The organism is Streptomyces sp. NPDC107575, assembly GCF_055657265.1.
Map to the genome: position 1 here is coordinate 1,063,502 of NZ_JBVKBG010000003.1, position 23,767 is coordinate 1,087,268.

Below are 23,767 nucleotides of genomic sequence, written 5' to 3' on the forward strand. Positions count from 1 at the left end.
GCCCCCCTTGGAGATGAACCGAGACTGGTTAACGGTCGTGTGGATCATCATGCACGCCGAGAGGGTGGCGTAGAGATTGCGTGATCAAAGTGTGATCGCGTCAGGTGTCACTGCGAACGCGACCAGCGTCCGTGAGCATGTGTCAGCACCTCCATCGCAGCGACATCCTTCCCACCCACCCTGCAGGGCAAGCCAGTTCAGATGTCCTGTCCCATGTCCTGGGTTCCAGTTCTGGTGGCTAAACGGTTGACCCTTCACGGAAGGCTGGCAGTCATGCCTCGTCCCTATCCTCCGGAGTTCCGGGCGCGGGCCATCGCGCTGGTCCGCTCCGGCAAGCAGGCCAAGCAGACCGCCATCGAGCTCGGCATCCCCGCTCCTTCCTGTCCTCCTGCGAGGCAGGATGGAGACATGGCGCCCACCCACCTGTCTCAATTGCGGTTGCCCCGCGAGTGCCGTGAGGCTCTTGCCAAGCAGAGGTCAGAGCGGATCGATGGTCACACCATCACCATCGCCGCCGACTGGTGGAGCAACGAGATAGCCGCCGCTCGCCTGCCCGGTGCACCCGTAACCCGGCCAGCTGTCACGCAGCTGAGTCGCGGCGACTTGTTCACGGATGCGGCCGACCTTGGTGCCACCTCCGAAGAGGAGCTGCTGCGGTTTCTGTGGCGAGTCCTCGCCTGGGGCAGCGGCATGAAACTCCGTCTCAACCGCCAACGGATCCGTGCTGTAGCAGAAGACCCGTCCTCAGCCGTGGCGGCTCTGCGCAAGGCTTTGCAGGCGGCCAGCGAGGATCCGGCGCGGGCGTACGAAGCTCTACGCCCAGGAGGCCGCAACGCGATTGCGTATCTGGGCCCGGCGTTCTCGACCAAGTTCTTGTACTTCGCCGGCAGAGGCGCTCTCGACCACCCGTGCGTGATCCTCGACTCTCAAGTAGCCGCCGCACTCAGGCACACCTGCAAGTGGGACTCGCTCGGTGAGGACGGGTGGCCGACCAGCACCTACGTCCGGTACTGCGCGCTCCTTGAACGCTGGGCTCACGAGGAGGGCAGGCAGGTCGGGCGTCGCATCGGCATCGACGAGATCGAACGCTGGCTGTTCAGGCCCTGATCGGCGAACCGCGTTGTCGACTCGGTTTCCAGCAGGGCCACTACCCTTGCCTCATCCCGCCCGAGGAGGAGTAACGCGTTTACAAACAGATGCGTTTCCAGCCCTCAAGACCATGATGATGAAGGTCGTTTCCGTACTGCTGGCAGTCACAGAGCACCGGTTAATTGCCCCGTGTTGAGAGCACCAGTCACCCAAAGGCGATCGGCGGTGCGCTGCGCGAAACTCGTGCCAGGGATGTGTACCCGCCGAACTCTGGCACCGCCTCCCAGAGGAAGTCCATGGAGCCGTCGGGCTTGAGGGTCAGGCTCTCCTCGTAGTGCTCGTCGGTGGCCTCGTCGTCGACCTGGTGGCGGCCGGTGCCGTCGGTGTTGAAGTCGTCCTGCTCCAGGCGCTGCGCCTGCGACATACCGAGGTACTCGTCGGAGTCGCCGTAGTGGTAGGTGGTGATGTTCCGCAGGAAAAGGCGGTCATCGCTCGGGCCGAACGTGTAGATCATCTCGACGCGCGTGTGGATGTCGAAGAAGTACACCCTGGCGTGACCACTGCGCAGCGCGAGTTCGACAACGCGGTCGACGCGCCCACTCTCGTCATCCACCGAGGCAGCGCAGTACGGGGTTCCGGCCTTGTGGGCGGCCTCGGCTTCCTGCACGGACAGCGGCTTGATGGGCTTGCTCAGCCGCTTGTTCCACCGCTGGCAATACACGACGGACATGGTCCGATTCCCCTTCGTTACGTGTAGATGTTTCCCAGAGGGTCGCGGATGGCGATGTCCAGTTCCTGGGCGTACTCGATGATCTCCTGCGGGACGGGAGTACTTTGCACCGGCACCTCAAGGATCATTTCACCTTGGAGCGGGGCCCCATCTAGGTCGGGGTACTTGTTGCTGCGGATGATCGTGTCCGGCTCGTACTTGCTGACGATCTCGTCCAAGTAGCTGCGTGCCGTCTTGGAGTCGACCTCGCCGAGCTGGGTGTGCTTCCGGGAGACGATCTCCTTGCCGGGGTTGTAGGAGTCCAGGCGCTTCCCGTTCTCGAGGTGCACCTCGTTGGCGGGATAGCGCGGGTAGTTCGCCTTGTTGAACCTATTGCCCCGGAGGAAGTTCTCCAGGACCTCCTTTGGAAGCTCTTTCCAGGCGATCCAGATGTCTTTGAAGCCGGTCCCGCCGCCACCAGCAATGCCTGCACCCGCACCCGCCGGAGCCAGGCGTGAGGGTCCGACGTTGAGGGCCGGCATGTCGATCGAGTTGAGAACGGTCTTGATGCCGCCCGCGTTCTTGATGGCCGAGGCCGAGCTGCTGGCACCGGCGAGGGCTCCGCCCAGGACAGCGCCGTCCACTCCGGCCTCGCGGGCGTGCTCAAGGCTGATGCTCTCCTGGTCGCCTGCGGCAATGTGCAAGGGCTGAGCGACGGCGAGGTCTACGGCGATGGATTCGATGGCGCCGAACGCGACTCCGGTCATGGTCATACCGATGACACCGGCAATCTCGGCCGACACTGTGACGCCGATGCTCGCGGACGTCGCGATCACTGCCTCGGCCGCTGCCGTACCCGCCGCGGCCGCCGCACCTCCTGTGACGATTGCAAGCAGGACGCCCGCGCCAAGTGCGGCAGCGGCAATCCCGATCTCGGTACGCAGGTGGCTGATCGCCTCGTCGACGGTGTCCGCGTACTTGTCGAGGGCCTTGGCCATCGAACGTGCCGATTCGGCGAGGTCGTCGAGCCAGCCGGACTTCGCACCCTTGTGATAGCGCGCCCAGAACTCGCCGAAAGCCTCGATGGACTGGCCCTCGTTGCCATCGATGATGCTGCGGGCCGACTTGTGCGTGAGCGCGGTGACGTCGTCGACCGCCTCGGCGAAGGCGCGCCAGGCGGAGGCAGCTTCGCGCAGTTGGCCCGAGTCGGCGTCCGGCCACCACATGCCCAGCTTGAGCAGGGCGTCCTTGAGTATCTCCTCGACATCCACCAGTGGGTCAGTGCTCCTTGGTGGCGGAGTCGAAGACGTCCTTGGTCGCCAGTTCGTTCTCGTCGTGGTTGTCGGACATCGCCTTCAGCGCGTCGCCGATCGACTCCAGGCCAGTCACGAGCGTGGCGCCGGCCTTGTCGACGCCCTTCTTGGCCGGGCCGTACTTCGCATGGAAGTCGCTCCCCTGCTCGTCGTCTCCCCAGGGAGCACCCAAGGCAGAAAGGCGAGACTGGAGTGTGTGCAGGGCGTCACGCAATTGGTCGCTCTGGCGGTGGAAGACCGGTGCGGCATCTCTGAGTTCGTCGGTGTCCACCCGCATGCGCTCGCTCACGTCACTCGCTCCCCTCGAGTCCAGTCGATCAAGAAACTCGAACGTATCGCACGCCTCTGACAGAGAAGCGATCCACCGAACCAGTCGGCCGCCGGAGGGTATGCCTCTCGCTCAGCCCTGTGTCGAATGTGGGTCGAAGTTCCCGGGTGATCAACCCCACGAGACTTCACCAACCTCACCCCGAAGACCTGCTCACTGCCTGGAGATAGCCGAGAGCGAAAGCCGGAGCGGACTCGCACTTCGGGCCGGAGCGCGAGTCCGCCCCCCTCACGACTCGCTGTCGCCAGCGGAGCCCGGCAGCCCGACGGGCACCAGCCGCCCCCGCCCCTCTACCCGCACCGTCGCCCAAATCCGCAGATCACCCCCGCCCTCACGACCAGCCATCGTCAGCGGCTCCCGCCGGGGGCGCCTTTCCTAGGTCCTACTCCGGTAGGGCCTTTTTGCTGGTCAGGGGGTGGCGGTGGCGGACAAGCTCAGGTCAGGGCTGCCGCGAAGATCTTGCTGTGGGTTGTCGTGAAGGCGTGTTCCTCTTCGGACCAGTGGATGCGATCGCGGATCTGGTGGGGGTCCGCCGCTCGCGGGGGCGGGGATGTGAGGTGGGTGCGCCACCATTCGGCGTTGCGGAGTTGGCGGGTCAGAACCGCGTCCAGCAGGTGCGCGCGGGAGGCGGCGTCCAGGCCGTATGCGTCGGTGAGGGTGCGGAGCCGGGCGGCTTGGGACGTTGCTGGGGGTGCTGTGGGTTTTGAGCTGATGCACCAGGTCCACGCCATGTAGCCGAGGTCTTCCAGGGGGTCGCCAGGAGCCGCCGTGTCGAAGTCGATGAAGGCCACTGGGACGCCGGCCGAGAACACCGTGTTGTTCGGGCCCGGGTCGTGATGGCAGATCACCGGGCGGGGGCCGGTGAGGTCGCTGTTGCGGGTGGCGTCGTGGAAGGCGCGGAGCAGGGTGCCCGCGGCGGCGACCTGGTCCGTGCTCCACGTCTGGAAGCGTGCGGGTACCCAGCCCGGTATGTAGGTGAGGATCTCGCGGCCGTGCTCGTCGAAGCCGAGGTGCCGCGGGGCGCCGGTGAAGCCCTGGTGGTGGAGGTGGGTCAGTAATTCCACGGTGAAGCGGGAGGACGGGGTCGCAGGGCGGCGCACCGTGTCTGCGACCTTCACCACTCCGGGCGTCATGCGGCCGCCGGGCAGCGGTACTTCGTTCTCCAGGGACGCCTCGTTCCGCTCGTTCGCCTCCGACTCCATGAGGTCATCCTGCACGTCGCTGCCCGCCCCACCCCTTTCGTCACCGTTCCGCAACAGCCCCCGTCCACCCGTGAACCGCCTCGTCAGACGCCCCGTAGAGCCCACTGTGCGCGGATCTACGACCGCGGCGAGTCGAGACGAGAGAAGGACGCGAGATGGCCGGCGGCAACATTCAGATCAGCCCGGACGAGATGCGGGAGGCGTCGGTCTGGCTGCAGAACCAGAAGGAGCTCATGCAGCAGAGCCTGCACGAGGCCAACACCAAGATGGACGAGATGGTCGAGGCGGCGTACGCGACGCCGGGGTCCGAGTCCAAGTTCCGCCCGTTCTGGGAGGAGTACAAGAACGGCACGGAGAAGGCCATCGAGGGCCTGCAGGGTGTCAGCGAGTTCATCAAGCAGGTCGCCGACGCCTTCGTCGACACCGACGACCAGACGTCCGGCTCCATCGGCTGATGTCTCCTCATGTCCGGCTCCGCCCTCGCTGGGGGCGGGGCCGGGCTGCCGGAGCGGGAAGGAGACATCGATGGGGCGCATCAGCGTTCCCGTGCAGGATCTGAAGGACACCGCCAAGGAGCTCGAGAGCATCGGGGAGCTGATCGGGAACTCCGCGACCCTCTTCCACGCCGCGGGCGACGACAAGTCGTTCAAGGACTTCGTCGGTGACGACACCCTCGCCGACGCGCTCGACCAGTTCGACAAGGACTGGGTGGCGGGGCACGAGCGGGTCGCCGACAACGTGAAGGTCTTCGTGGAGAACACCGACAAGATCGCCGAGAACTTCACGAAGACGGACGACGAGAGCGCCGAGGCGCTGGAGAAGGACGCGTGACAAGAAGCGTCGTGCAGAAGGGAATCGCGTCATGACGCATCCGGTCACGGAGCGGCCGCCCGGGGCGCCCGCCGGCTACCGCCTGAAGTTCCCCGGTTCGTGGTGGCACCTCGACCTGGACCCCGGCACCCGGGACGCCTCGATCCGCCGCAAGGTCGAGGCCCAGGTGAAGGGCGTCCCCGGGCTCTCCCGCGAGCAGGTGGACACGCTGGTGCGCGACACCCGGCGCACCGCCCGCGACGCGTACGCGCAAGGTGCGCTCCAGGCGTCGGGGATGCTCAGGGTCCTCAACTACAGCGACGGGCCCGTGGTGCTCAGCGCCACCACGATCGTGCTGCGGGTGTCCGTGCCCGAGGACCAGTCGGAGGACCTCGCGGACCTGGTCATCGCGGCGGCCATGCAGCTCGGCACCGAGGCGGAGGGCTCCGGACTGCCGGTGGGCGAGGTCGAGATGGTGGATCTGCCCATGGTGGGCCCGGCGGGCCGGATCACCCGGATCGAGGAGGTCGACATCAAGGGGCGGCGGGTGCCCACGGCGATGCGGCACACCCTGATCCCGGTGCCCGACAGCCGGGACTATCTGGTGCTCGCCTGCTCGACCACCAGCATGAACCTGGCGGACCAGTTCTACGAGGTCTTCGACGCGATCGCCGATTCGTTCCACTTCGAGGACCCGCCCACCACGCCGGGTGAGGCCCCCTCGAGCACCGAAGACACAGGAAAGTGAGGTCGCGACCATGGTGCGGCCAGAGGTATCCGAATGGGAACGGGTCTTCGGGTTCTCCGACGACCCGACTCCGGGCGACGCGGACCTTCTAGAGAAGCTCGCGAACAGCTACCGCTCCGTGGCCAACGACGCGGGCGACGCCCTTCCGCTCGTCACCCAGCTGGAGAACCAGCAGGTGGGCGAGGGAAAGTCCATGGAGAAGCTCCGGGACAAGCTCGGCGATCTGGCCAACCAGGTGCGCAAGCTGCACAGTTCGTACGATCAGGCGGCGACCGCGCTGAGCAGGTACACGCACTCCCTGCGTGACATGCAGAAGAAGGCCGACGACGCGCTGGCGGACGGGCAGAAGGCCAAGGAGCGGCTGGAGTCGGCGACGGCGGTGGTGGCCGCGGCCGGGGCCGACATCGGGCGGCTGGACGGTGCCATGCCTCCTCCGGACGAGCACGAGGCACGGCAGAACACGAGGCGCGCCCTGGACGAGGCCAACACCCGGCGGTCCACCGCACAGGGGCACGCCAACGAGGCGCAGGACGATCTCGACGCGGCCCGACTGCTCGCGGAGGACGCGCGGGAGGTGCGCGAGGGGGACGCCGCCACCGCGGCCCGGGCGCTGGACGAGGCGCGGGACGAGGCGGTCGCCGGCAAGAGCATCTGGGAGAAGATCCGCGACAAGCTCAGCCTCGCCTTCGGCATCATCGGCGGCGTCCTGGGCGTGCTGGCCATGCTGATCCCCGGTCTTCAGGGCCTCGGACTCGCCCTGACGATCGGCAGCTTCGCGTTCAGTGCCGCGGCGTTCGGCATCAACATCGCCAAGAGCATCCAGACCGGTGAATGGGATCCGCTCGACATGGTCCTGAGTGTCATCGGGCTCGGACTCGGCGCCGGCGCGATCTTCAAGGCTGGCGGCTCGATCGGCACGCTGCTCAAGGGCGCCGGGGGCGAGTTCAAGGAGATCATCCCCACGGTCAAGAACCTCCCCACCACCATCAAGAACTCCCTCGACTCCTTCAAGGACCTCCCCGGTGACATCGGCAAGGCCCTGAAGGGGATCGGCTCCAAGATCGACGACCTGAAGTGGCTGAAGGAGTTCCCCAAGAACCCGATGGGCGCACTGAGCACTTCTCTGAACCAGAGCATCAACGCCTTGGTCGACTTCCAGAAGCTGCCCATCAAGATGCCGGGCGTCGGCGCGGTGCTGGGTGTCGTCGGCAGCTGGTCCCGTACGGAGGTGGCGGGCTTCTTCCTGGGGGTCGCCGGACTCATCTATGGACCGGCCGCCTACGCGGGGCACACCGGTAAGCAGGCCCACGACTCCAGTTATCTTCCGGGCACCACCTGACCGGGCCGCGGCCCCCTACGCGTTGAGGGCTCCTTCCCCCGCCACGGCCGGGGAAGGAGCCCTCAATTCGTATGTACGAAGGGTCAGTTCAGCGCCGGCGGCAGCACCGTCTCCGGTACCTGGACCGTGCGCAGCACCCCGTCGCCGAGGTGCAGGATCGCCCGCCCTGCGGTGGGGGCGTTGAGGCGGCTGCGGGGGATCTTGACGCCGATCAGCTCGCCGTCGCTCATGTTCTGCGGCTTCAGGAGCAGGCCGCAGCGGTTGCGGCGGGCCTCCGTGTGCCAGCCGGAGAAGCCGGAGGAGAGGCGGTCGGTCTGGCCGGCGATGACCAGGCCGCGGCCGTTCTCCGCGCCGGTCTTGGCGATCTGGGTGAGGACCGGTTCGGCCTTCGTCTTCAGCAGCAGGTCGGCGTCGTCCAGGATCACCACGGCGCCCTTCGGCGCGGAGGCGAGGACCTCCTCCAGGGCCTTGGGGTCGATGTCGGACTCGTCGTAGACCGCGAGGACGCCTGGGCGGCCCGCCAGTTGGCGCAGCTGCGACTTGGCGGGGGCGCCGATGACGATGGGCCTGCGCACCGAGAGCAGCGACATGGCGAGCGTCGCGAGGACGGTGGTGCGGCCCGAGCGTGCGGGCCCCGCGACGAGGAACGTCGGCGTGACCGAGAAGTCGGGCCCGTGGGCGAGGAGTTCGTCCCCGCCGACGCCCGCGATGGCCCAGTGCGCGGACGGCAGCGGCCGCGGCAGGTACCGGGTCGCCTCCTCCCAGCTGAGCCGGTCCGGCAGCGTGTCGACGCGGAACGGGTTTCTCGTGGACGGCAGTTGGGCCGCCTGCGACCGGCAGTGCTCGGCGATCCGGTGCAGCTCCCCCGCCTGCGCCTGCCCCTCCGGGTTGTCCGTGAGGAGCGCGATCTGCACCTCTGCCTTGTCGGCGGCGCGGAAGGCGCGGCCCGGCGGGATCTCGTCGGGGACGTTGCGCTGGGTGATGCCGATGGCGCCGTACTCGGACTTCTCGTTCAGCTTGAGGACGAGCTTGTCCTCGGTGGTGCCGTTGACGCGGCTGGAGAACAGTGCGCGGTCGCCGGTCATCAGCAGGTGGATGCCGACGCTCGCCCCGTCCCGCAGCAGGTTCATGACGGAGGTCAGCAGGTTCCCGGAGTCGTACTCGCCGAGCTGCTTGTCGAAGACCTCCCAGCGGTCGATGAACAGGACGATGTGCGGCGGGCGTTCGGCCTCCGGGAGCGCGCGGCGCAGTTCCGGCAGGTCGGCGCTGCCGCGGGCGGCGAGCATCTCCTGGCGGCGGGTCAGCTCCTTGGTGAGGCGGGCGAGGAGCCGGGCGACGCGGTCGGGCTGGGTGCGCTGGGTGATGGCGCCGCAGTGCGGCAGGCCCTCGATGGGAAGGAGTGCGCCGTTGCCGCAGTCGATGCCGTACATGTGCAGCTTGTCGGCGCCGTGCGCGAGGGCCATGGCGCCCGCGATGGTGCGCAGCGTCTGTGACCTGCCTTGGCGGGGCGAGCCGACGACGTGCAGGTGGCCGAGGGTCGCCGGGTCGATGACCAGGGGCTGCCTGGCCTGCTGCGCGGGCAGGTCCACGACGCCGTACGCGACGGGCTGGAGGTCGTACGTCGTGGCCGCGGGCGCCGGGAGTTCGCGGGTGACGAGGGCCTCGGGCAGCGGCGGGAGCCAGGGGCTGTGCTGCCGGGGGATGCCCATCTCGCGGTCGGCCTCGCGGATCGCCGTGACGAGCCCGGTGAGGTCGGTCTCGACCTCGGCGGGCGCGGCGGCGGCGCGGGGCCGCGCCGGGAGCGGGTCGCCGAGCCGTTCCCAGCCGACGGCGACGGCCCAGGGCGCGGGCAGGGAGCTCGCCTGCGCGCCGGGGCGGCGGCCACCGACCCGGCCCGACTGGAACGGGACGAGGGAGTTCTGGCCGAGGCGGACGTACGCCCGCCCCGGGTTGCTCTGCGAAATCCCGGCCGCCTCACCGGAGTTGATGACGTCCTGGCTCTCGCCGGAGTCGGTGACCCGGAGCGCGATGCGCAGGTTGGTGTTGGCGCGGATCTCGGAGGAGACGACGCCGCTGGGGCGCTGGGTCGCGAGGATCAGGTGGATGCCGAGCGAGCGGCCCCGCTGGGCGATGTTGACGAGGCCCTTCACGAAGTCGGGCAGGTCGCGGACCATCGAGGCGAACTCGTCGATGACGATGAGGAGTCGGGGCATCGGGTCGCGGCCCGCGCCCGGTTCGCGCTCCAGGAGGTCGACGTAGTCCTCGATGTCCTTGGCCCCGGCTGCCGCGAGGATGTGCTCGCGGCGGGTGAGTTCGGCCGTCAGGGACACCAGGGCGCGCTCGACGAGGTGCGCGTCGAGGTCGGTGACCATGCCCACCGTGTGCGGCAGGTCGACGCAGTCCTTGAACGCGGAGCCGCCCTTGTAGTCGACCAGTACGAAGGTCATCGCGTCGGGGCGGTTCGCCACGGCGAGGGAGGCGACGATGGTCTGGAGGAGTTCGGACTTGCCGGATCCTGTGGTGCCCGCGACGAGGCCGTGCGGGCCGTCGCGCTTCAGGTCCAGGTGGAACGGGCCGTCCAGGGAGACGCCGACCGCCGCGCGGGTGGAGCGGCCGCCGGCCGTCCAGCGGGAGCGGATGCCGGAGGCCTGCGGCGGGTCGAGGGCGATGACGTCGAGCAGGCGCGCGGAGGCGGGCAGCACGTTGGCCTCCTCGTCGCCGCCGCCCGGGTCGCGCAGCGGGCCCATCGCGCGGGCAAGGGAACGGCAGTAGTCGACGGAGACCAGGTCGGGCCGGACGCCGGTGACGGTGCCGCGGCCCGAACGGCCCACCCGGACGGTGCCGCCGGGCTCCTCGGCGACGACGGCGAGGCACTCCTCGGGCAGCAGCAGCTCCTCGGCGTCGAGGCAGACCGCGCGGACGCCGACGGCCGGGCCCTCGCGCAGGATCTGGGTCACGCCGGGCAGCGAGCGCAGCCTGCGGGCGCCGTCGAGGACGACGAGGACGTCGGGTCCCGCAGGCTTGCCGCGCCGCTCGGCCGCCGTGGCGGTGGCGCGTTCGGCGATCAGCGCGGTGAGTTCGGCGACGCGGCGGGCACAGCTCTCGGTGCCGTAGCCGATGGACGCCGGGGTGTCGCCGGACTTCTTGCGGACATGCGGGAGCCAGCGCAGCCAGGACCAGCCGTCGCGGCCCTGTTCGCCGGTGGTCAGCAGGTGGATCTGGAGGTCGCGGGGGCTGTGCAGGACGGCGGCCTGGGCGACGGCCCAGCGGGCGACGGAGCGCGCGGCGGGGCCCTGGCCCGCGATGCCGAGGACGTGGTGCTCGCGCAGCGGGACCGTCACGGGCACGTCGTACGCGGTCCACGGGTCCTGGCGGCGGTGCTCGTCCTTCGTCGGGTCGTGGAGGACGACGTCGGATTCCATGTCGTGGGTGCCGACGCGCAGTTCGAGGAAGTCGCCGTCGGTGGCGCGGCGCTCCCAGAGGCGGCGCCGGGGGCCCACGGCGGTGAGGACGACCTCGGCCGGGTCGGGGAAGCCGCGGCGGCGGGCGGTGCGTTCGGCCGTCAGGGCCTCGTTGGCGTCGCCCTCGATGCGGGCCTTCTTCGCCTCGAACTCGGCGACGCTGTCGGAGTGGGACTGCTTGCCGGTGCGGCGGCTCATCACGTAGTTGCCGACGATCACGACCGGGGACAGCAGCCCGAACAGCAGCATCGTCATGCGGTCGAAGGCCAGCGCGCCCACGACGGCCATCACGATCGGGGCCGCGGCGGTGATCCACGGCAGCGGCCGGGCGGCGAGCGGGGCGGGCGGCGAGGGCAGCGCGAAGTGGGTGGCGCGCTCGGCGGGGTGCAGCCGCGGCGGCCGGTTGTAGTCCCAGCCGGCGCCGTCCTCGGAGGGCTGGAGCGCGGCGTCCGGCTTCTGCGGCAGCGCGAGCTCCAACAGGGTGCCGCCGACGAGGAGTTGGCCGCCGACGGGCCAGGACGTGGCCTCGGTGAGGGCCTCGCGGTCGAGCTGCGCGGTGTCGCCGCCGGCGTCGGGCGCGATCCTGCAGCGTCCGCCGGGGCCGACCGTGAGCACGGCCGACGGCCGCTCGGGGACGGCGCGCAGCACCTGCGCGGAGCCGTCGTGGCCGAGGCCGATCCGGTACTCGCCCATGTCGAGCCGGTGCACGGAGCCCGCGCCGGGGCCGCCGACCGCGCGCACCTCGACGAGCCCGTCCGGTTCGGCGGACGCGGCGCCCGCCGGGCGGCCGAGGCCCACGATCGCGGCGTGCTTGAGCGGGGCGTCCCGCAGCCGCAGGTCGGCGGGGAGCAGCCGGTCGTCGGCGTACAGGCCGAGGCCCTCCGGGGGCCGGTGGACGCCTCCCGCCCCGGCAAGCGCCTCCGCGACAGCGCTCATGGGCGTGTCGGGGTCGGCGTCGAGATGGACGTCGAACGCGTCACCACCCGCCTCGACCACGGTCAACATCAACGACACGAAAACGTCCTCCAACCGGCGTGAATGAGGGGATTCGGGAACCTTGATCGGCGGCTCCCGCACCACTGACGGGACTACGGGGCAGGTCGGCGGACGGTTCACGGAACTTTCCTGTGAACCATCCGCGGACCGGCGCCGTAGTGGCCATCGGGTGCACGGCACAGCGGCCGTGCCGCCCCCGTTTTGTGACAAGGAGTCAGTGGATGATCTGGTACGTCCTGGCCGCGGTGCTGGGTCTTGCGCTGATCGCGGCGGTGGTGGCGCTGATCGTCACGGAGCGGGGCCCCCGCCCGCCGAAGCCGGTCGCCGCCTCGGCCGCCGTCACGAGCCGCGGGGCGCTCGAGGTGGTCAACGCGGGCCTGCGCCGCCTCACGGGCGAATGCCTGCGCTCCGGCCGCTCGCTGCCCGATCTGTACGCCGTCGTGTACTCGGAGGAGCGGCTCGGGCTGCTGCTCGCGGGGGCCGGCGACGAGGGCGCGCAGGCTCCCGCGCCGTGGACCGTCGAGCAGGACGGCGAGCGCTGGTCGATCTCGACGGACGATCTGCACCGCCCGGGCCCGGAGGGCGAACCGGCGCTGCCGTACGCGCTTACGGTGACGGTCGGCCTGGACGGCCCGGAGCGCGTGCTCGTCGACCTGTCCCGTGCGACGGGTCCCGTATCGGTGACGGGTCCGGACGCCGAGGTGCGCGCGCTGGCGCGGGCCCTCGTGATCGAGGCGATCGCAGGGCCCGTGGGCTCGCTCGCCCAGGTCACCCTCATCGGTTCGCTGGGCGACGGCCGGCTCCTCAGCGGTGACGAGACGCGCAGCTCGCGGCTGCACCACGCGGCGAGCCTGGAGGAGGCGTTCGCCACGGCGGCGTCGGCGAACGCGGGTGCCCCGCAGCCCGGTTCCGCCGATGTCACCCAGGTCTTCCGCCTCATCGAGGGCAGCAGCAGGCTGGCCGTGCAGGGCGAGGTGCCGCACCTGTTCGTCGTGGAGGCCTCGCAACTGCCGCGCCACGAAGGGGTGCTCGCGGGGCTGCGCCGCACGGACGCGCTCCTCGTGCTCGGCGAGGCGCCCACGGGCTGGCGCTGGAAGGCCGGCGCGGACGGCACGCTCGACACCGGGCCGCTCGGCCTGGAGATCACCCGGCACGCGGGGCGGATGGCATGAGGGTCATCGGGTCCGCCGGACGTCCGGGCGGCTGAGTGTCACGCGGCCTCGCTGTCCACCACGCCGTGCGCGTAGAGCCCGCGCCTGTTCAGCGCCTCGCGCATGGCGCGGGCGGCGTAGTACGTACGGGACTTGACCGTGCCGGGCGGCACGCCGAGCACCTCGGCCGTCTGGTTGACGGTGCGTCCGAGGTAGTGGACGTGCAGCAGGACCTCACGCTGGGACGGGCGCAGGTCGCCCAGCGCCTCGACGAGGACCTGGGTGGTCAGGAGGTGGTCGACATTGTCGGACACCGGAAGGTGGGCGAGTTCGGGGTCGCCGGTCTCCGGCGGTCTGGCCTGGCGGGCGCGGTGGCCGTCGATGACGAGGTTGCGCAGCGCGGTGAACAGCCAGGGCCGCGCCGAGTCCGCGGTCGGGTCGAGTTCCGCGGCATGCCGCCAGGCGCGGATGGCGACTTCCTGGAGGATGTCCTCGGCGCGGTGCCAGTCGCCCTCCAGGCGCCGCGCGGCGAACTGCAGCAGCGCGGTTCCGTGGAATTCGTAGAGCGCTCTGAGGAACTCGTCGGGTGGGAGGTCCGCGGCGTGGGGGCCGGGTATCCGGTCTTCGGGCGAAGCGCTGGCCGACAAGGGCCTTTCCTCTCCGGATCGTCTGTGGGGGAAGACGGGTTCCGCCGGGTGCGGGGAGAACCGACAGGCACCGCCGCGGGCCGGCGTGCGCCCGTGCGGCGCACGCCGGCCCGCGGCGGCGGTGACGTTCGGCGCGTCGGCGCCGGTCAGCCCGGTTCGTGGGAGGAGAGCTCGCTCACCTCACGGGATGTCAGCTCGCGGTCGTAGACATGCACATCGGCGATGTCACCGTTCCAGTGGTCGGCGGGCTTGCCGCCGAACTTGCCGCGCCCGATCATCACGCTGCCCGTGGGCTCGACGCCGCTGGAAGCAACCCTGGTTCCAGCGAGTTTGCCGTCCACGTAGATCCGCATCCGGTGGTCCTTCTGACTGTACGTGCCGGTCAGGTGGTACCAACGGCCGGGCCGCGGCTGCTCCGAGGACTCCGCGACGGTACGGGCGCCGGGGAAACTGAAGGCGAAGTTCTCGTCCTGGCCGGAGTACTGCAGGAAGAACGCGCTGTTGCGCTCGCCCTCCTGGGACAGCGCGGTGTGCATGCCCTTCAGACCCCCGTCGGCGAGGCGTACGCGCGCCGCGGCCGAGTAGTCCTTGCCGGCGGTGTCGAGGGCGGTGTTGGTGTCGGCGTAGCCGCTGGTGCCGTTCAGCCGCAGGGCGCCGCCCTCGGGGCCCTCGGTCCACTGCACGCCGTCGCCGAACACGGCGTCGTGCTCGCCGACCTTCGCGGTGCCGGAGCGGTGCAGCGGCCACCAGCCGAGTCCTTCGAGCGACGGGGCGTCGCCGCTGGGGCTGGACGACGCGGCCGGTTTCGCCTCCGCCTGCCCGTCGCCCGAGTCCTGGCCGCGCACCAGTTGGACGCCGACGAAGACCAGCGCGGCGGTCAATACGGCGATCGTGCTGATAAGCGCCCATCTGCGCGTCATGAAGTTCCTCAGAGGTGCGGCATAAACGTGTCACTGGTTGGCTACGCGGCCGAGCCGGAACCGGTTCACGCTTCACGCAACCTTCACTGGCGCCACGCGACACCCCGAGTGGCACCGCATGGCGCCACGTGATGCCACATGACGCCAAAGGACTTGCGCGTGGCGCCATAGTGGTGCCACTATGACGTCATGGACCTCACGCCCTACGTCGACACACTGCACCGCGAGCTCGCGGTGGCCGCCGAAGCAGGCGGGGACGAAGCACGCGCGCTGGCCGAGCGGCTGACCGCTCCCCTGGAGTCGGCGACCCGGCTCACGATGCTCAACGTGCTCTCCGCCGCCATGGACGAGATCACCCGCGACCTGGCGCCCGGATCGGTCGACGTACGGCTGCGGGGGCTCGACCCCGACTTCGTGGTGACACCGCCCCCGCACGACGCCCCGGCAGCGCCCGCCGAGCCCCAGCAGAACGCCACCCCGCCGCCCGCCCCGGAGACCGAAGACGGCGGCACCGCCCGCGTCAACCTGCGACTGCCCGCCCAGCTCAAGGCCCGCGCCGAGGAGGCCGCGAACCGCGAAGGGCTCTCGGTCAACGCGTGGCTGGTGCGCGCGGTGTCCGCCGCGGTCGACGGCGGCCCGCCGCCCCGTACGACAGAGAAGACCCGCACCGTCGGACAGAGCTTCACGGGGTGGGTGCGCTAGCCGCGCCGCCGCCCCACGAGCACCACCGCCAACAGAACGGCACACCACGTCCCACCAGCGGGGACGCCCCAACGAGCCAGGAGGACGGGACAGCCATGCCTACGTACGAGACCCCTGAAGCCATCTCGGTCGACGCCCATGTGGGCGCCGGTTCCATCCAGTTCACCGCGAGCGAGCGCACCGACACCGTCGTCGAGGTGCGGCCGAGCAACCCGAAGCGCGACAAGGACGTGCGGGCCGCGGAGCAGACCGACGTCGCGTACACCGGCGGCGTGCTCACGGTCCGGACGAAGGAGCGCCGCATGATCGGCCCGAGCGGGCTCGTCACGGTGACGGTCGAGCTTCCGGCCGGCTCCTCCGTCGACCTCACCGGGTCCTGGACCCAGGTGCTCGGCGAGGGCCGGCTCGGCAAGGTCGACATGAAGACCTCGGGCGGCGACGCGCGCTTCGACACCACGGGGCCGCTGCGCCTCAAGGCGGCGCACGGCTCGATCCGCGTGGACCGGGTCGAGGGCATGGCCGAGATCACCACCAGCTCCAGCAGCCTGCGGGTCGGCCTCGTCGACGGTCACGCGGTCCTGAAGAACTCGCACGGCACCACGATGATCGACGCCGTGACCGGCGAGCTCCGGGTGAGCGGCGCCCACGGCGACATCGAGATCGGCCGCGCCGAGAGCTCGGTCGCCGCCACCACCGCCCACGGCGCCCTGCGCGTCGCCGACGTCGCCCGCGGCACCGTCCAGCTGGAGACCAACTACGGCGCCATCGAGGTCGGCATCCGCGAGGGCACCGCCGCCTGGCTGGACGCCAACGCCGAGAACGGCCAGGTCCGCAACGCCCTCACCGCCTCCGACGCGCCCGCGGAGTCCGAGGACTCCGTCAAGGTCCGCGCCCGCACCAAGTGGGGCAACATCGACATCCGCCGCGCCGCCCACTGAGCGTACGCACCACAACTCCCGTACGCGCCCCGGCACTTCACCGGCGCCCTCGCCGGCCCCCATCACCCCGCACCCTCACACCGGAGGGCCCCATGCCTTCATCTGTCATGTCCACATCCACCCGCGACGAGGCCGGACGGGTCCCGCTCGCCGTCTCCACCGTCGGCCTGCGCAAGTCCTACGGCGACAAGACCGTCCTCGACGGCATCGACCTGAGCATCCCCGCGGGCTCGGTCTTCGCGCTGCTCGGCCCGAACGGGGCCGGGAAGACGACGACCGTACGGATCCTGTCCACGCTCATCGACGCCGACGGCGGGCAGGCGCAGGTCGCCGGGCACGACGTCGCCGGATCGCCCGACGGCGTGCGCGCCGCGATCGGGGTCACCGGCCAGTTCGCCGCGCTCGACGACCTGCTCACCGCCGAGGAGAACCTGCTCCTGATGGCCGACCTGCTGCGGCTCGGCAAGCGCGAGGGCCGGCAGCGGGCCAAGGACCTCCTCGAACGGTTCGGCATCGCCGATGTCGCGGGCAACCGCGCGGCCACCTTCTCCGGCGGCATGCGCAGGCGGCTCGACCTCGCCATGACGCTCGTCGGCGACCCGCGGATCATCTTCCTCGACGAGCCGACGACCGGACTCGACCCGCGCAGCCGCCGCACCATGTGGGAGACCGTGCGCTCGCTGGTCGCCACGGGCGTCACCGTCTTCCTGACCACGCAGTACCTGGAGGAGGCCGACCAGTTGGCCGACCGGATCGCCGTGCTCGACGGCGGCCGGATCGTCGCCGAGGGCACCGCCGACGAGCTCAAGGCACAGATCCCCGGCAGCCACGTGCGGCTGCGGTTCAACGCCACGGACGAGTACGAGCGGGCGGCCGGGGCCTTCCCCGGCGCGGCCCGGGACGACGAGGAGCTGGCGCTGCGGATCGCGGGCGACGGCGATCTCGCCTCGCTGCGCACCCTGTTCGACCAGCTGGACGCCGCCGGTGTGCAGGCGGCCGACTTCTCCGTGCACACCCCCGACCTCGACGACGTGTTCCTCGCCCTGACCGGCGACGGCACCGACGCCACCCCGCTTCACGTCAAGGAGACCCTGCGATGAGTACCGCCACGAGCACCCTCACGTACGCCGTGCACGACTCGATGACGATGCTGCGGCGCAACATCAAGCACGCCCTTCGCTACCCGGCGGTCTCGATGGGCGCGTCCATGATGCCGATCCTGATGCTGGTGCTCTTCGTGTTCGCCTTCGGGGACTCGATGTCGGGCGGGGCGGGCCGGGACGCGTATCTGGAGTATCTGACGCCCGGGATCGTGATCATGGGGGTGGCGGCCGGGTCCATGTCGACCTCGATCGCCGTCTGTCAGGACATGACCGAGGGCATCATCAACCGCTTCCGCACCATGAACATCACGCGTTCCTCGTTCATGACGGGCCATGTCGTGGGCAGCCTCCTCACGACGATGGTGAGCCTCGTCCTCGTGGTGGCCGTGGCGGTCGCCCTCGGCTTCCGGCCCGACGCGAACCCGGTCGAGTGGCTGGCCGCGATCGGCCTGCTGGCCGCGATCACGTTCGCGATCACCTGGCTCGCGGCGGCGCTCGGCCTGAAGTCCAAGACGGTCGAGTCCGCGAGCAACAAGCCGCTGCTCATCCAGTTCCTGCCGTTCCTCGGCTCCGCGTTCGTGCCGGCCGAGTCGATGGCCCCGGGCCTGCGCTGGTTCGCCGAGCACCAGCCGTTCACGCCGATGACCGAGACGCTGCGCGGGCTGCTGACCGGTTCGGCGATCGGCAACGACGGGTGGATCTCGCTCGCCTGGTGCGCCGGGATCACCGTCGTCGGCTTCGCCTGGTCGCGCAGGCTGTACAGCATCAACACCGAGCGCTGACCGACCGGTTCAGCGGTTCACAGTGGGGGCTCCGCCTGGCGCGGGCCCCCGCTCACGTGCCCGAGTCACCGCGCGCGAACGCCACCGTCAAGTCCCGCACCAGCGCGTTGCGTTCGTACTCGTCCAGTTCCACGAGGCCGCGCCCCGTGAGGCGTTCGAGGGTGTCCTCCACCGAGTCGACGACGCTGGTGAGCACGCCCGCCCGCTGCCGCGCGTCGAGCGCCGCGATCCGGCGGCGGTGCATCGCGTCGGCGACCTCCGGCGCGTACTCGATGCGCGTCGGGCGCACGGCGAGCACCTCGACGCCGATCGCCGCACACTCCTGCGACAGCACCTGGGCCAGCTCGGCGCCGACGGCCTCGGGGTCGCGCAGGGTCGGGGCGGATTCGTGGAAGGCCTCCGGCGGCAGCCGCGAGAACACCCGGGCGAGCGCCACCTCGATCTGCCCGCGCAGATACGCGTCGTGGTCCTGCACCGCGAACAGCGCCCGCGCGGTGTCCCGCACCCGCCACACCACCAGGGCCTCGACGCGCAGCGCCATCCCGTCCGCGTCGACCGCCGGCAGCGGCTCGCTGCGCCAGTGCCGCAGCCGTACGTCGACCCGGCGGCGCAGCACGAGCGGGTTGACCCAGCGCAGACCGGTGCGCCGCACGGTGCCCCGGTAGCGGCCGAAGAGGCTGAGCCCGAGCGCGTCCCCCGACCTGCACCGGCTCAGCCCGCCGAAGGCGAGGACGGCGAGCACCGCGCAGCCCGCGACGTATGCGCCCCACGCCGCCCGGACTGCGTCGTCGGCCCGGTCCGGGGCGGCGGGCCCGAGGAAGTCCGTGACCGTGTCGGGGATCCAGCCGAGCAGCCGGCTTCCGTACAGCGCGCCCGCGAGCGCCAGCGCCCCGGCCGCCGCGCCCAGCCAGCCGGGCAACGACCACCCCGCCCGCTCGACGACCTCGTCCCGCTGACCCATCGGCCCTCCCGAATCCCGTGAACACGACCTCGCCGTACTCACGTTATGCGGCAATAGGCCAAAAATGCCGGAATTCGAGGGCGGTGCGGGGTCACTCGAGCCGCAGCTCCCCGTACGCCCCGGCGGGGACGGCCGGGCTGCGCGGCGGCACGGGCCTCAACTCCCGGTACGCCGCTCCCTGTTCGGGCCGCGCGTCCTCCTCGCCCCTGTTCGGCCAGTACGACATCGCCCGCTCGGCCTGCGCCGTGATCGTCAGGGACGGGTTCACGCCGAGGTTGGCGGAGACCGCCGAGCCGTCGACGACGGAGATGCCGGGGTGCCCGTACACCCGGTGGTAGGGGTCGATGACGCCGCTCTCCGCGCTGTCCCCGATGGGGCAGCCGCCGAGGAAGTGCGCGGTGAGCGGCTTGCCCATGAGCTCGCCGAGGTTGGTGCCCGCGAAGCCGTTGATGGACTCGGCGATCAGACCCGCGGCCTGCCAACCCTCGGGTATGTGCACGGGGTTGGGGGTCCCGTGGCCCTGTTCGGCGGTGAGCAGTCCGCGCCGGTCGAGGCCCGTCGTCAGGGAGTTGTCGTGCGTCTGCATGACGAGCCCGATGATGGTCCGCTCCGACCAGTGCCGCAGCGCGACGGTCCGGGCGACGAGGACCGGGTGGGAGAGGAACGCGAGCGCGGCGGCGAGCGGCTTCGGCAGATTCTGCTTGTACTGGGGCACGCAGATCAGGGCCATGAGGTTGGAGCCCTTGCCGTAGCGGACGTTCTCGATGTGGGTGTTCGCGTTCGGGTGCACGGACGAGGTGATGGCGACGCCGCGCGTGAAGTCGACGTCGGGGCGGCCGTAGCGGCGCGGCCAGGTCAGGGCCCCGACGAGGGACTCGGAGTTGGTGCGGGTGAGCTCGCCGAGGCGGCGCGACAGGCGCGGCAGGACGCCGTCGTCGCGCATGCGGTGCAGCAGGGTCTGGGTGCCGTACGTGCCCGCGGCCAGGACGACCCGGCGGGCGCGCAGCACGGTGCGGCGGCCGCGGCGGCGCTTGTTCGTGGGAGCGGTCGTGACCTCGAAGCCCGCGCCGTCCGGAAGCTCCCGCACGCTGGTGACGGTCGTCATCGCCCGGACCTCGGCGCCGGCCCGCTCGGCGAGGTGCAGATAGTTCTCCGTGAGGCTGTTCTTCGCCCCGACGCGGCAGCCGGTCATGCAGGAGCCGCACTCGGTGCAGGCGGCCCGTGCGGGTCCCGCGCCGCCGAAGTACGGGTCGGGAACCTCCGTGCCCGCCTCGGCCGTTGTCGTACCGTCGGCGTCCTTCCCGTCGCCGAAGAACACGCCCACGGGCGTGAGCCGGAAGGTGTCCCCCGCGCCCATCCGCCCGGCCGCGTCCCGCAGCAGCTCGTCGGCCTCGGTGACGGTCGGGTTGGTGCGCACGCCGAGCATGCGCCGCGCCTGCTCGTAGTAGGGCGCGAGTTCGGCCTGCCAGTCGGTGATGTGCCCCCACTGCCGGTCCTGGAAGAAGGCGGGCGGTGGGACGTACAGCGTGTTGGCGTAGTTCAGCGAGCCGCCGCCCACTCCGGCGCCCGCGAGGACCATCACGTTCTTCATCAGGTGGATGCGCTGGATCCCGTACATCCCGAGGCGCGGCGCCCACAGGTAGTCGCGCAGCTTCAGCGAGGTACGGGGCAGGGTGTCGCGCGAGTACCGGCGTCCGGCCTCGAGGACGCCCACCCGGTAGCCCTTCTCGGTCAGCCGGAGCGCGGAGACGGAGCCGCCGAACCCGGAGCCGACGACGAGGACGTCGTAGTCGTACGCGGTGTCGCGGGCGGCCTCAGTCACCGTAGAGCTCCTCGATCTCCCGCTCGTACTCGCTCATGACGGCCGCGCGCTTGATCTTCAGGGACGGCGTGAGCAGCCCGTTCTCCTCGTTGAACTCGCCCTCCACCAGCGTGAACTTCCGGATCGACTCGGCGCGCGAGACCGCTTCGTTGGCGTAGTCGACGGCCTTCTGGACGTCCGCGACGATCCGCGGGTCCCGGACGATCTCGGCCATCGGGGTGTCGGCGGGCAACTTGCGGACGCTCAGCCAGTGCGCGACGGACTCCGGTTCGAGGGTGATCACCGCGGCGACGTACGCGCGGTTGTCGCCGACGACGATGCACTGGCCGACGGGCGAGCGGCTGCGCAGCCGGTCCTCCAGGACTGCCGGCGAGACGTTCTTGCCGCCGCTGGTGACGAGGATGTCCTTCTTGCGCCCGGTGATCCGCAGATAGCCGTCGCCGTCCAGCTCCCCGAGGTCGCCGGTCGCGAACCAGCCGTCCTCGTCCAGGACCTGGTCGGTCGCGGCCTGGTTGTTCCAGTACGCGCCGAAGACGATGCCGCCCTTGATGAGCACCTCGCCGTCGTCCGCGATCCGGATGGAGCTGCCGGGCACGGGCAGGCCGACGGTGCCGGGGCGTGGCCGCAGCGGCGGGGTGATCGTGGCGGCGGCCGTGGTTTCAGTCAGGCCATAGCCCTCGTAGATCACGATCCCGGCGGCGTAGAAGAACAGATTCAGATTGCGGTCGAGGGGCGAGCCGCCGCTGATCGCGTACCGCAGCCGCCCGCCCAGCTCCTTGCGCACCCTCCGGTAGACGAGCAGGTCGTAGAGCCCGTGGGCGAGCCGGAGTCCGATTCCGGGCCCCTCTCCCCCGTCCAGGAACCGCGCCAGATGCGCCTCGGTGAAGCGCACCGCGATCCGGTCGGCGCGGTCGAAGGACGAGCCGCGCCCGAGCTTCTCGGCGGTCGCCCGACCGGTGTCGTGGATCTTCTCGAAGAGGTACGGGACGCCGACCACGAACGTCGGCCGGAACGAACGCAGTTCGGGCCGCAGCTCGTCGGGCTTGATGCTCGGGCAGTGCCCCAGCTCGATCCGGGCGAGCATGCACGCCACCTGGATCGTCCGCCCCAGGATGTGCGCGAGCGGCAGGAACAGCAGGGTCGACGCGGTCTGCCCGGTGATCGCCTTGAAGATCGGGTGCAGCAGCTCGACGGTGTTCGCGGCCTCGGCGTACAGATTGGCGTGCGTGAGGACGCAGCCCTTGGGCCTGCCGGTGGTGCCGGAGGTGTAGCAGACGGTCGCGATGGTGTCGGGGGTGAGCGCGGCCCGGCGCTTGACGACCTCCTCGTCGGCCACCTCGGCACCCAGGGCGGCGAGTTCGAGCACGGCGCCCCCGTCGATCTGCCGGATGCCGGGCCGCTCGCCCTCGGGAAGAGCGGCGGTCCCGCGCTCGGCCGCGGCGGCGTTCTCCGGCGTCTCGACGATCAGCATCGTCGCGCCGGAGTCCCGCACGATCCACTCGATCTGCTCGGGCGAGGACGTCGCGTAGATGGGGACCGTCTGCCCGCCCGCGGCCCAGATCGCGAAGTCGAGCACCTGCCACTCGTAGCGGGTGCGCGACATCAGGGCGACGCGGCCGCCCGGTTCGAGCCCCGCCGCGATCAACCCCTTTGCGGTGGCGGTCACTTCACGGGCGAACGCCGCGGCGGTGACCGGCCGCCAGCTGTCGCCCTCCTTGCGCCGCACGACGACGGCGTTCGGCTCCTCCTCGGCGTTCCGATACGGGATGTCGGCGGGCGTGGACCCGTCCTTCGGCGGCTCGGCGAGCGCCGCGACCCGCGCCTCGCGCACGGTCCCGTGCTCGCCCCTGACGAGTTCGACCTCGGCGCGGTCGGCCAGGTCGCCGCGCTTCCCGGCCCGCTTCAGATCTTGACGTACGCCCATGACGGCTCCCGTGTGCGCGGCTGCCCGACTCGTACCTGCCCGCTCGTACTTACTGGGGAGTCAACTTACCTACGCGTAAGGAAAATTCAATGGTCCCGTACGAATCGGCGACCACCATGGACGGACCGGGAACCAACCGGCGGCTACGGCGCCCAGACCTCGCCGTCGAGCACGTCCCGCATACCCACCCACACCATGTTCATCAGGCGCAGAGTGATGCCCTCCGGGGACTGTCCCGGATTGCGCTCCATCCAGTCGGTGAGCGAGTCGGCGGCGCCCACGAGGGCGTGCGCGACGAAGTCGGCATCCTCGTCGCCGAGCTGGGACCCACGACCGCTGTCGGAGATGCCGTCCCTGATGAGCCCGGCCACCTCGGCCATGACCGCGCGCCGCGCGTCGGCGACGGCCGCGGCGATCGCCTCGCTCAGCTCGGAGGCCTGCCGGTGCAGCACGACCCAGCTGTCGCGGTGCTCGGCGACGAACGCGAAGAACGCGGAGAGCCCGGCGTACAACCGCAGTTCGGGCGCGGCACCGGCGCCGCGCGCGGCCTCCTGGAAGGCGCCGACAAGCCGCCCGGCCTCCCGCTTCAGGCACGCGAGGAAGAGCCCCTCCTTGGAATCCAGGTACAGATACACCATCGGCTTGGAGATTCCGGCGAGTTCGGCGATCTCGTCCACGGACGCCGCGTGGTAGCCACGCTTGGCGAAGACCCGCACGCCGACGTCGATGATCTGCTGCTCGCGCACATGGCGCGGCACGCGCTTCCTGCGCGCCGTCGTACGCCCTTGAGCCGCTCCCGATGTGCCCGTCACCCTTGTCAGC

21 protein-coding genes are annotated in these 23,767 nt (G+C 70.7%); 10 read left to right on the forward strand and 11 right to left on the reverse strand.

All coding sequences use genetic code 11. The annotated features are described in order from the left end of the window. Positions 1-408: 408 nt before the first annotated feature. Positions 409-1,107: an 8-oxoguanine DNA glycosylase OGG fold protein gene (locus tag ACZ7L4_RS18010; protein WP_472104052.1), complete on the forward strand. Its 699-nt coding sequence runs from the start codon at positions 409-411 to the stop codon at positions 1,105-1,107. Positions 1,108-1,294: 187 nt separating this feature from the next. Here ACZ7L4_RS18010 and ACZ7L4_RS18015 read toward each other — a convergent pair whose 3' ends face one another. The 4 genes from ACZ7L4_RS18015 to ACZ7L4_RS18030 all read right to left on the reverse strand — a co-directional run bounded on the left by ACZ7L4_RS18015 (position 1,295) and on the right by ACZ7L4_RS18030 (position 4,641). Beyond that, on the reverse strand, positions 1,295-1,819 hold the full coding sequence (locus ACZ7L4_RS18015) for a hypothetical protein (protein ID WP_472103546.1): 525 nt from the start codon (positions 1,817-1,819) through the stop codon (positions 1,295-1,297). Positions 1,820-1,836: 17 nt separating this feature from the next. Next, positions 1,837-3,069, reverse strand: coding sequence for a WXG100 family type VII secretion target (locus ACZ7L4_RS18020; RefSeq protein WP_472103548.1), 1,233 nt, complete (start codon positions 3,067-3,069; stop codon positions 1,837-1,839). Positions 3,070-3,076: 7 nt separating this feature from the next. Continuing rightward, the gene (locus ACZ7L4_RS18025) at positions 3,077-3,400 is read right to left on the reverse strand and encodes a WXG100 family type VII secretion target (protein ID WP_472103550.1); all 324 of its coding nucleotides are present in this window, start codon (positions 3,398-3,400) and stop codon (positions 3,077-3,079) included. 473 nt (positions 3,401-3,873) lie between these two features. Beyond that, entirely contained in the window at positions 3,874-4,641 is a 768-nt protein-coding gene (locus ACZ7L4_RS18030) for a phosphotransferase (RefSeq protein ID WP_472103552.1), read from the reverse strand. Between the two features lie 155 nt (positions 4,642-4,796). Here ACZ7L4_RS18030 and ACZ7L4_RS18035 point away from each other — a divergent pair, with 155 nt between their 5' ends. From ACZ7L4_RS18035 to ACZ7L4_RS18050, 4 genes are all read left to right on the forward strand, one after another. Continuing rightward, positions 4,797-5,096 carry a WXG100 family type VII secretion target gene (locus ACZ7L4_RS18035; protein ID WP_385770051.1) on the forward strand — a complete coding sequence of 100 codons (300 nt, stop codon included), beginning with the start codon at positions 4,797-4,799 and terminating at the stop codon, positions 5,094-5,096. A gap of 70 nt (positions 5,097-5,166) precedes the next feature. Next, a complete protein-coding gene (locus ACZ7L4_RS18040; protein ID WP_472103554.1) occupies positions 5,167-5,472 on the forward strand; it encodes a hypothetical protein in 306 nt (101 codons plus the stop codon). Positions 5,473-5,503: 31 nt separating this feature from the next. Further along, a complete protein-coding gene (locus tag ACZ7L4_RS18045) occupies positions 5,504-6,199 on the forward strand; it encodes a hypothetical protein (RefSeq protein WP_472103556.1) in 696 nt (231 codons plus the stop codon). Positions 6,200-6,209: 10 nt separating this feature from the next. Continuing rightward, on the forward strand, positions 6,210-7,538 hold the full coding sequence (locus ACZ7L4_RS18050) for a hypothetical protein (protein WP_472103557.1): 1,329 nt from the start codon (positions 6,210-6,212) through the stop codon (positions 7,536-7,538). Positions 7,539-7,621: 83 nt separating this feature from the next. On the opposite strand, the gene ACZ7L4_RS18055 is transcribed toward ACZ7L4_RS18050, so the two are convergent. After that, entirely contained in the window at positions 7,622-12,004 is a 4,383-nt protein-coding gene (locus ACZ7L4_RS18055) for an FtsK/SpoIIIE domain-containing protein (protein WP_472104054.1), read from the reverse strand. Between the two features lie 212 nt (positions 12,005-12,216). On the opposite strand from ACZ7L4_RS18055, the gene ACZ7L4_RS18060 reads away from it, so the two are divergent. Beyond that, positions 12,217-13,167, forward strand: a complete 951-nt coding sequence (locus ACZ7L4_RS18060; RefSeq protein ID WP_472103559.1) for a hypothetical protein — start codon at positions 12,217-12,219, stop codon at positions 13,165-13,167. A gap of 38 nt (positions 13,168-13,205) precedes the next feature. Here the strand turns inward: ACZ7L4_RS18060 and ACZ7L4_RS18065 are convergent, their stop codons facing one another. Then, the gene (locus ACZ7L4_RS18065; RefSeq protein ID WP_472103561.1) at positions 13,206-13,793 is read right to left on the reverse strand and encodes a sigma-70 family RNA polymerase sigma factor; all 588 of its coding nucleotides are present in this window, start codon (positions 13,791-13,793) and stop codon (positions 13,206-13,208) included. 146 nt (positions 13,794-13,939) lie between these two features. Beyond that, on the reverse strand, positions 13,940-14,713 hold the full coding sequence (locus ACZ7L4_RS18070) for a LamG domain-containing protein (RefSeq protein ID WP_472103563.1): 774 nt from the start codon (positions 14,711-14,713) through the stop codon (positions 13,940-13,942). Between the two features lie 189 nt (positions 14,714-14,902). Between ACZ7L4_RS18070 and ACZ7L4_RS18075 the strand changes: the two genes are divergently transcribed. The 4 genes from ACZ7L4_RS18075 to ACZ7L4_RS18090 all read left to right on the forward strand — a co-directional run bounded on the left by ACZ7L4_RS18075 (position 14,903) and on the right by ACZ7L4_RS18090 (position 18,238). After that, a complete protein-coding gene (locus tag ACZ7L4_RS18075; protein ID WP_472103565.1) occupies positions 14,903-15,415 on the forward strand; it encodes a toxin-antitoxin system HicB family antitoxin in 513 nt (170 codons plus the stop codon). A gap of 95 nt (positions 15,416-15,510) precedes the next feature. Next, positions 15,511-16,353 carry a DUF4097 family beta strand repeat-containing protein gene (locus tag ACZ7L4_RS18080; RefSeq protein WP_472103567.1) on the forward strand — a complete coding sequence of 281 codons (843 nt, stop codon included), beginning with the start codon at positions 15,511-15,513 and terminating at the stop codon, positions 16,351-16,353. 107 nt (positions 16,354-16,460) lie between these two features. Beyond that, complete coding sequence (locus tag ACZ7L4_RS18085) at positions 16,461-17,453, forward strand: ATP-binding cassette domain-containing protein (protein WP_472103569.1); 993 nt, start codon at positions 16,461-16,463, stop codon at positions 17,451-17,453. Next, positions 17,450-18,238: an ABC transporter permease gene (locus ACZ7L4_RS18090; protein WP_472103571.1), complete on the forward strand. Its 789-nt coding sequence runs from the start codon at positions 17,450-17,452 to the stop codon at positions 18,236-18,238. Before ACZ7L4_RS18085 ends, ACZ7L4_RS18090 begins: the two co-directional genes overlap by 4 nt. A 52-nt stretch (positions 18,239-18,290) precedes the next feature. Here the strand turns inward: ACZ7L4_RS18090 and ACZ7L4_RS18095 are convergent, their stop codons facing one another. The 4 genes from ACZ7L4_RS18095 to ACZ7L4_RS18110 form a co-directional block, all read right to left on the reverse strand. Then, positions 18,291-19,199, reverse strand: a complete 909-nt coding sequence (locus tag ACZ7L4_RS18095; protein WP_472103573.1) for an SPFH domain-containing protein — start codon at positions 19,197-19,199, stop codon at positions 18,291-18,293. Positions 19,200-19,290: 91 nt separating this feature from the next. Then, positions 19,291-21,021 (reverse strand): FAD-dependent oxidoreductase, encoded by a 1,731-nt coding sequence (locus tag ACZ7L4_RS18100; RefSeq protein ID WP_472103575.1) that lies wholly within the window; start codon positions 21,019-21,021, stop codon positions 19,291-19,293. Continuing rightward, positions 21,014-22,945 carry an AMP-dependent synthetase/ligase gene (locus tag ACZ7L4_RS18105; protein WP_472103577.1) on the reverse strand — a complete coding sequence of 644 codons (1,932 nt, stop codon included), beginning with the start codon at positions 22,943-22,945 and terminating at the stop codon, positions 21,014-21,016. The genes ACZ7L4_RS18100 and ACZ7L4_RS18105 overlap by 8 nt, the downstream gene beginning before the upstream one ends. A gap of 143 nt (positions 22,946-23,088) precedes the next feature. Further along, on the reverse strand, positions 23,089-23,757 hold the full coding sequence (locus ACZ7L4_RS18110) for a TetR/AcrR family transcriptional regulator (RefSeq protein WP_472103579.1): 669 nt from the start codon (positions 23,755-23,757) through the stop codon (positions 23,089-23,091). Positions 23,758-23,767: the final 10 nt, after the last annotated feature.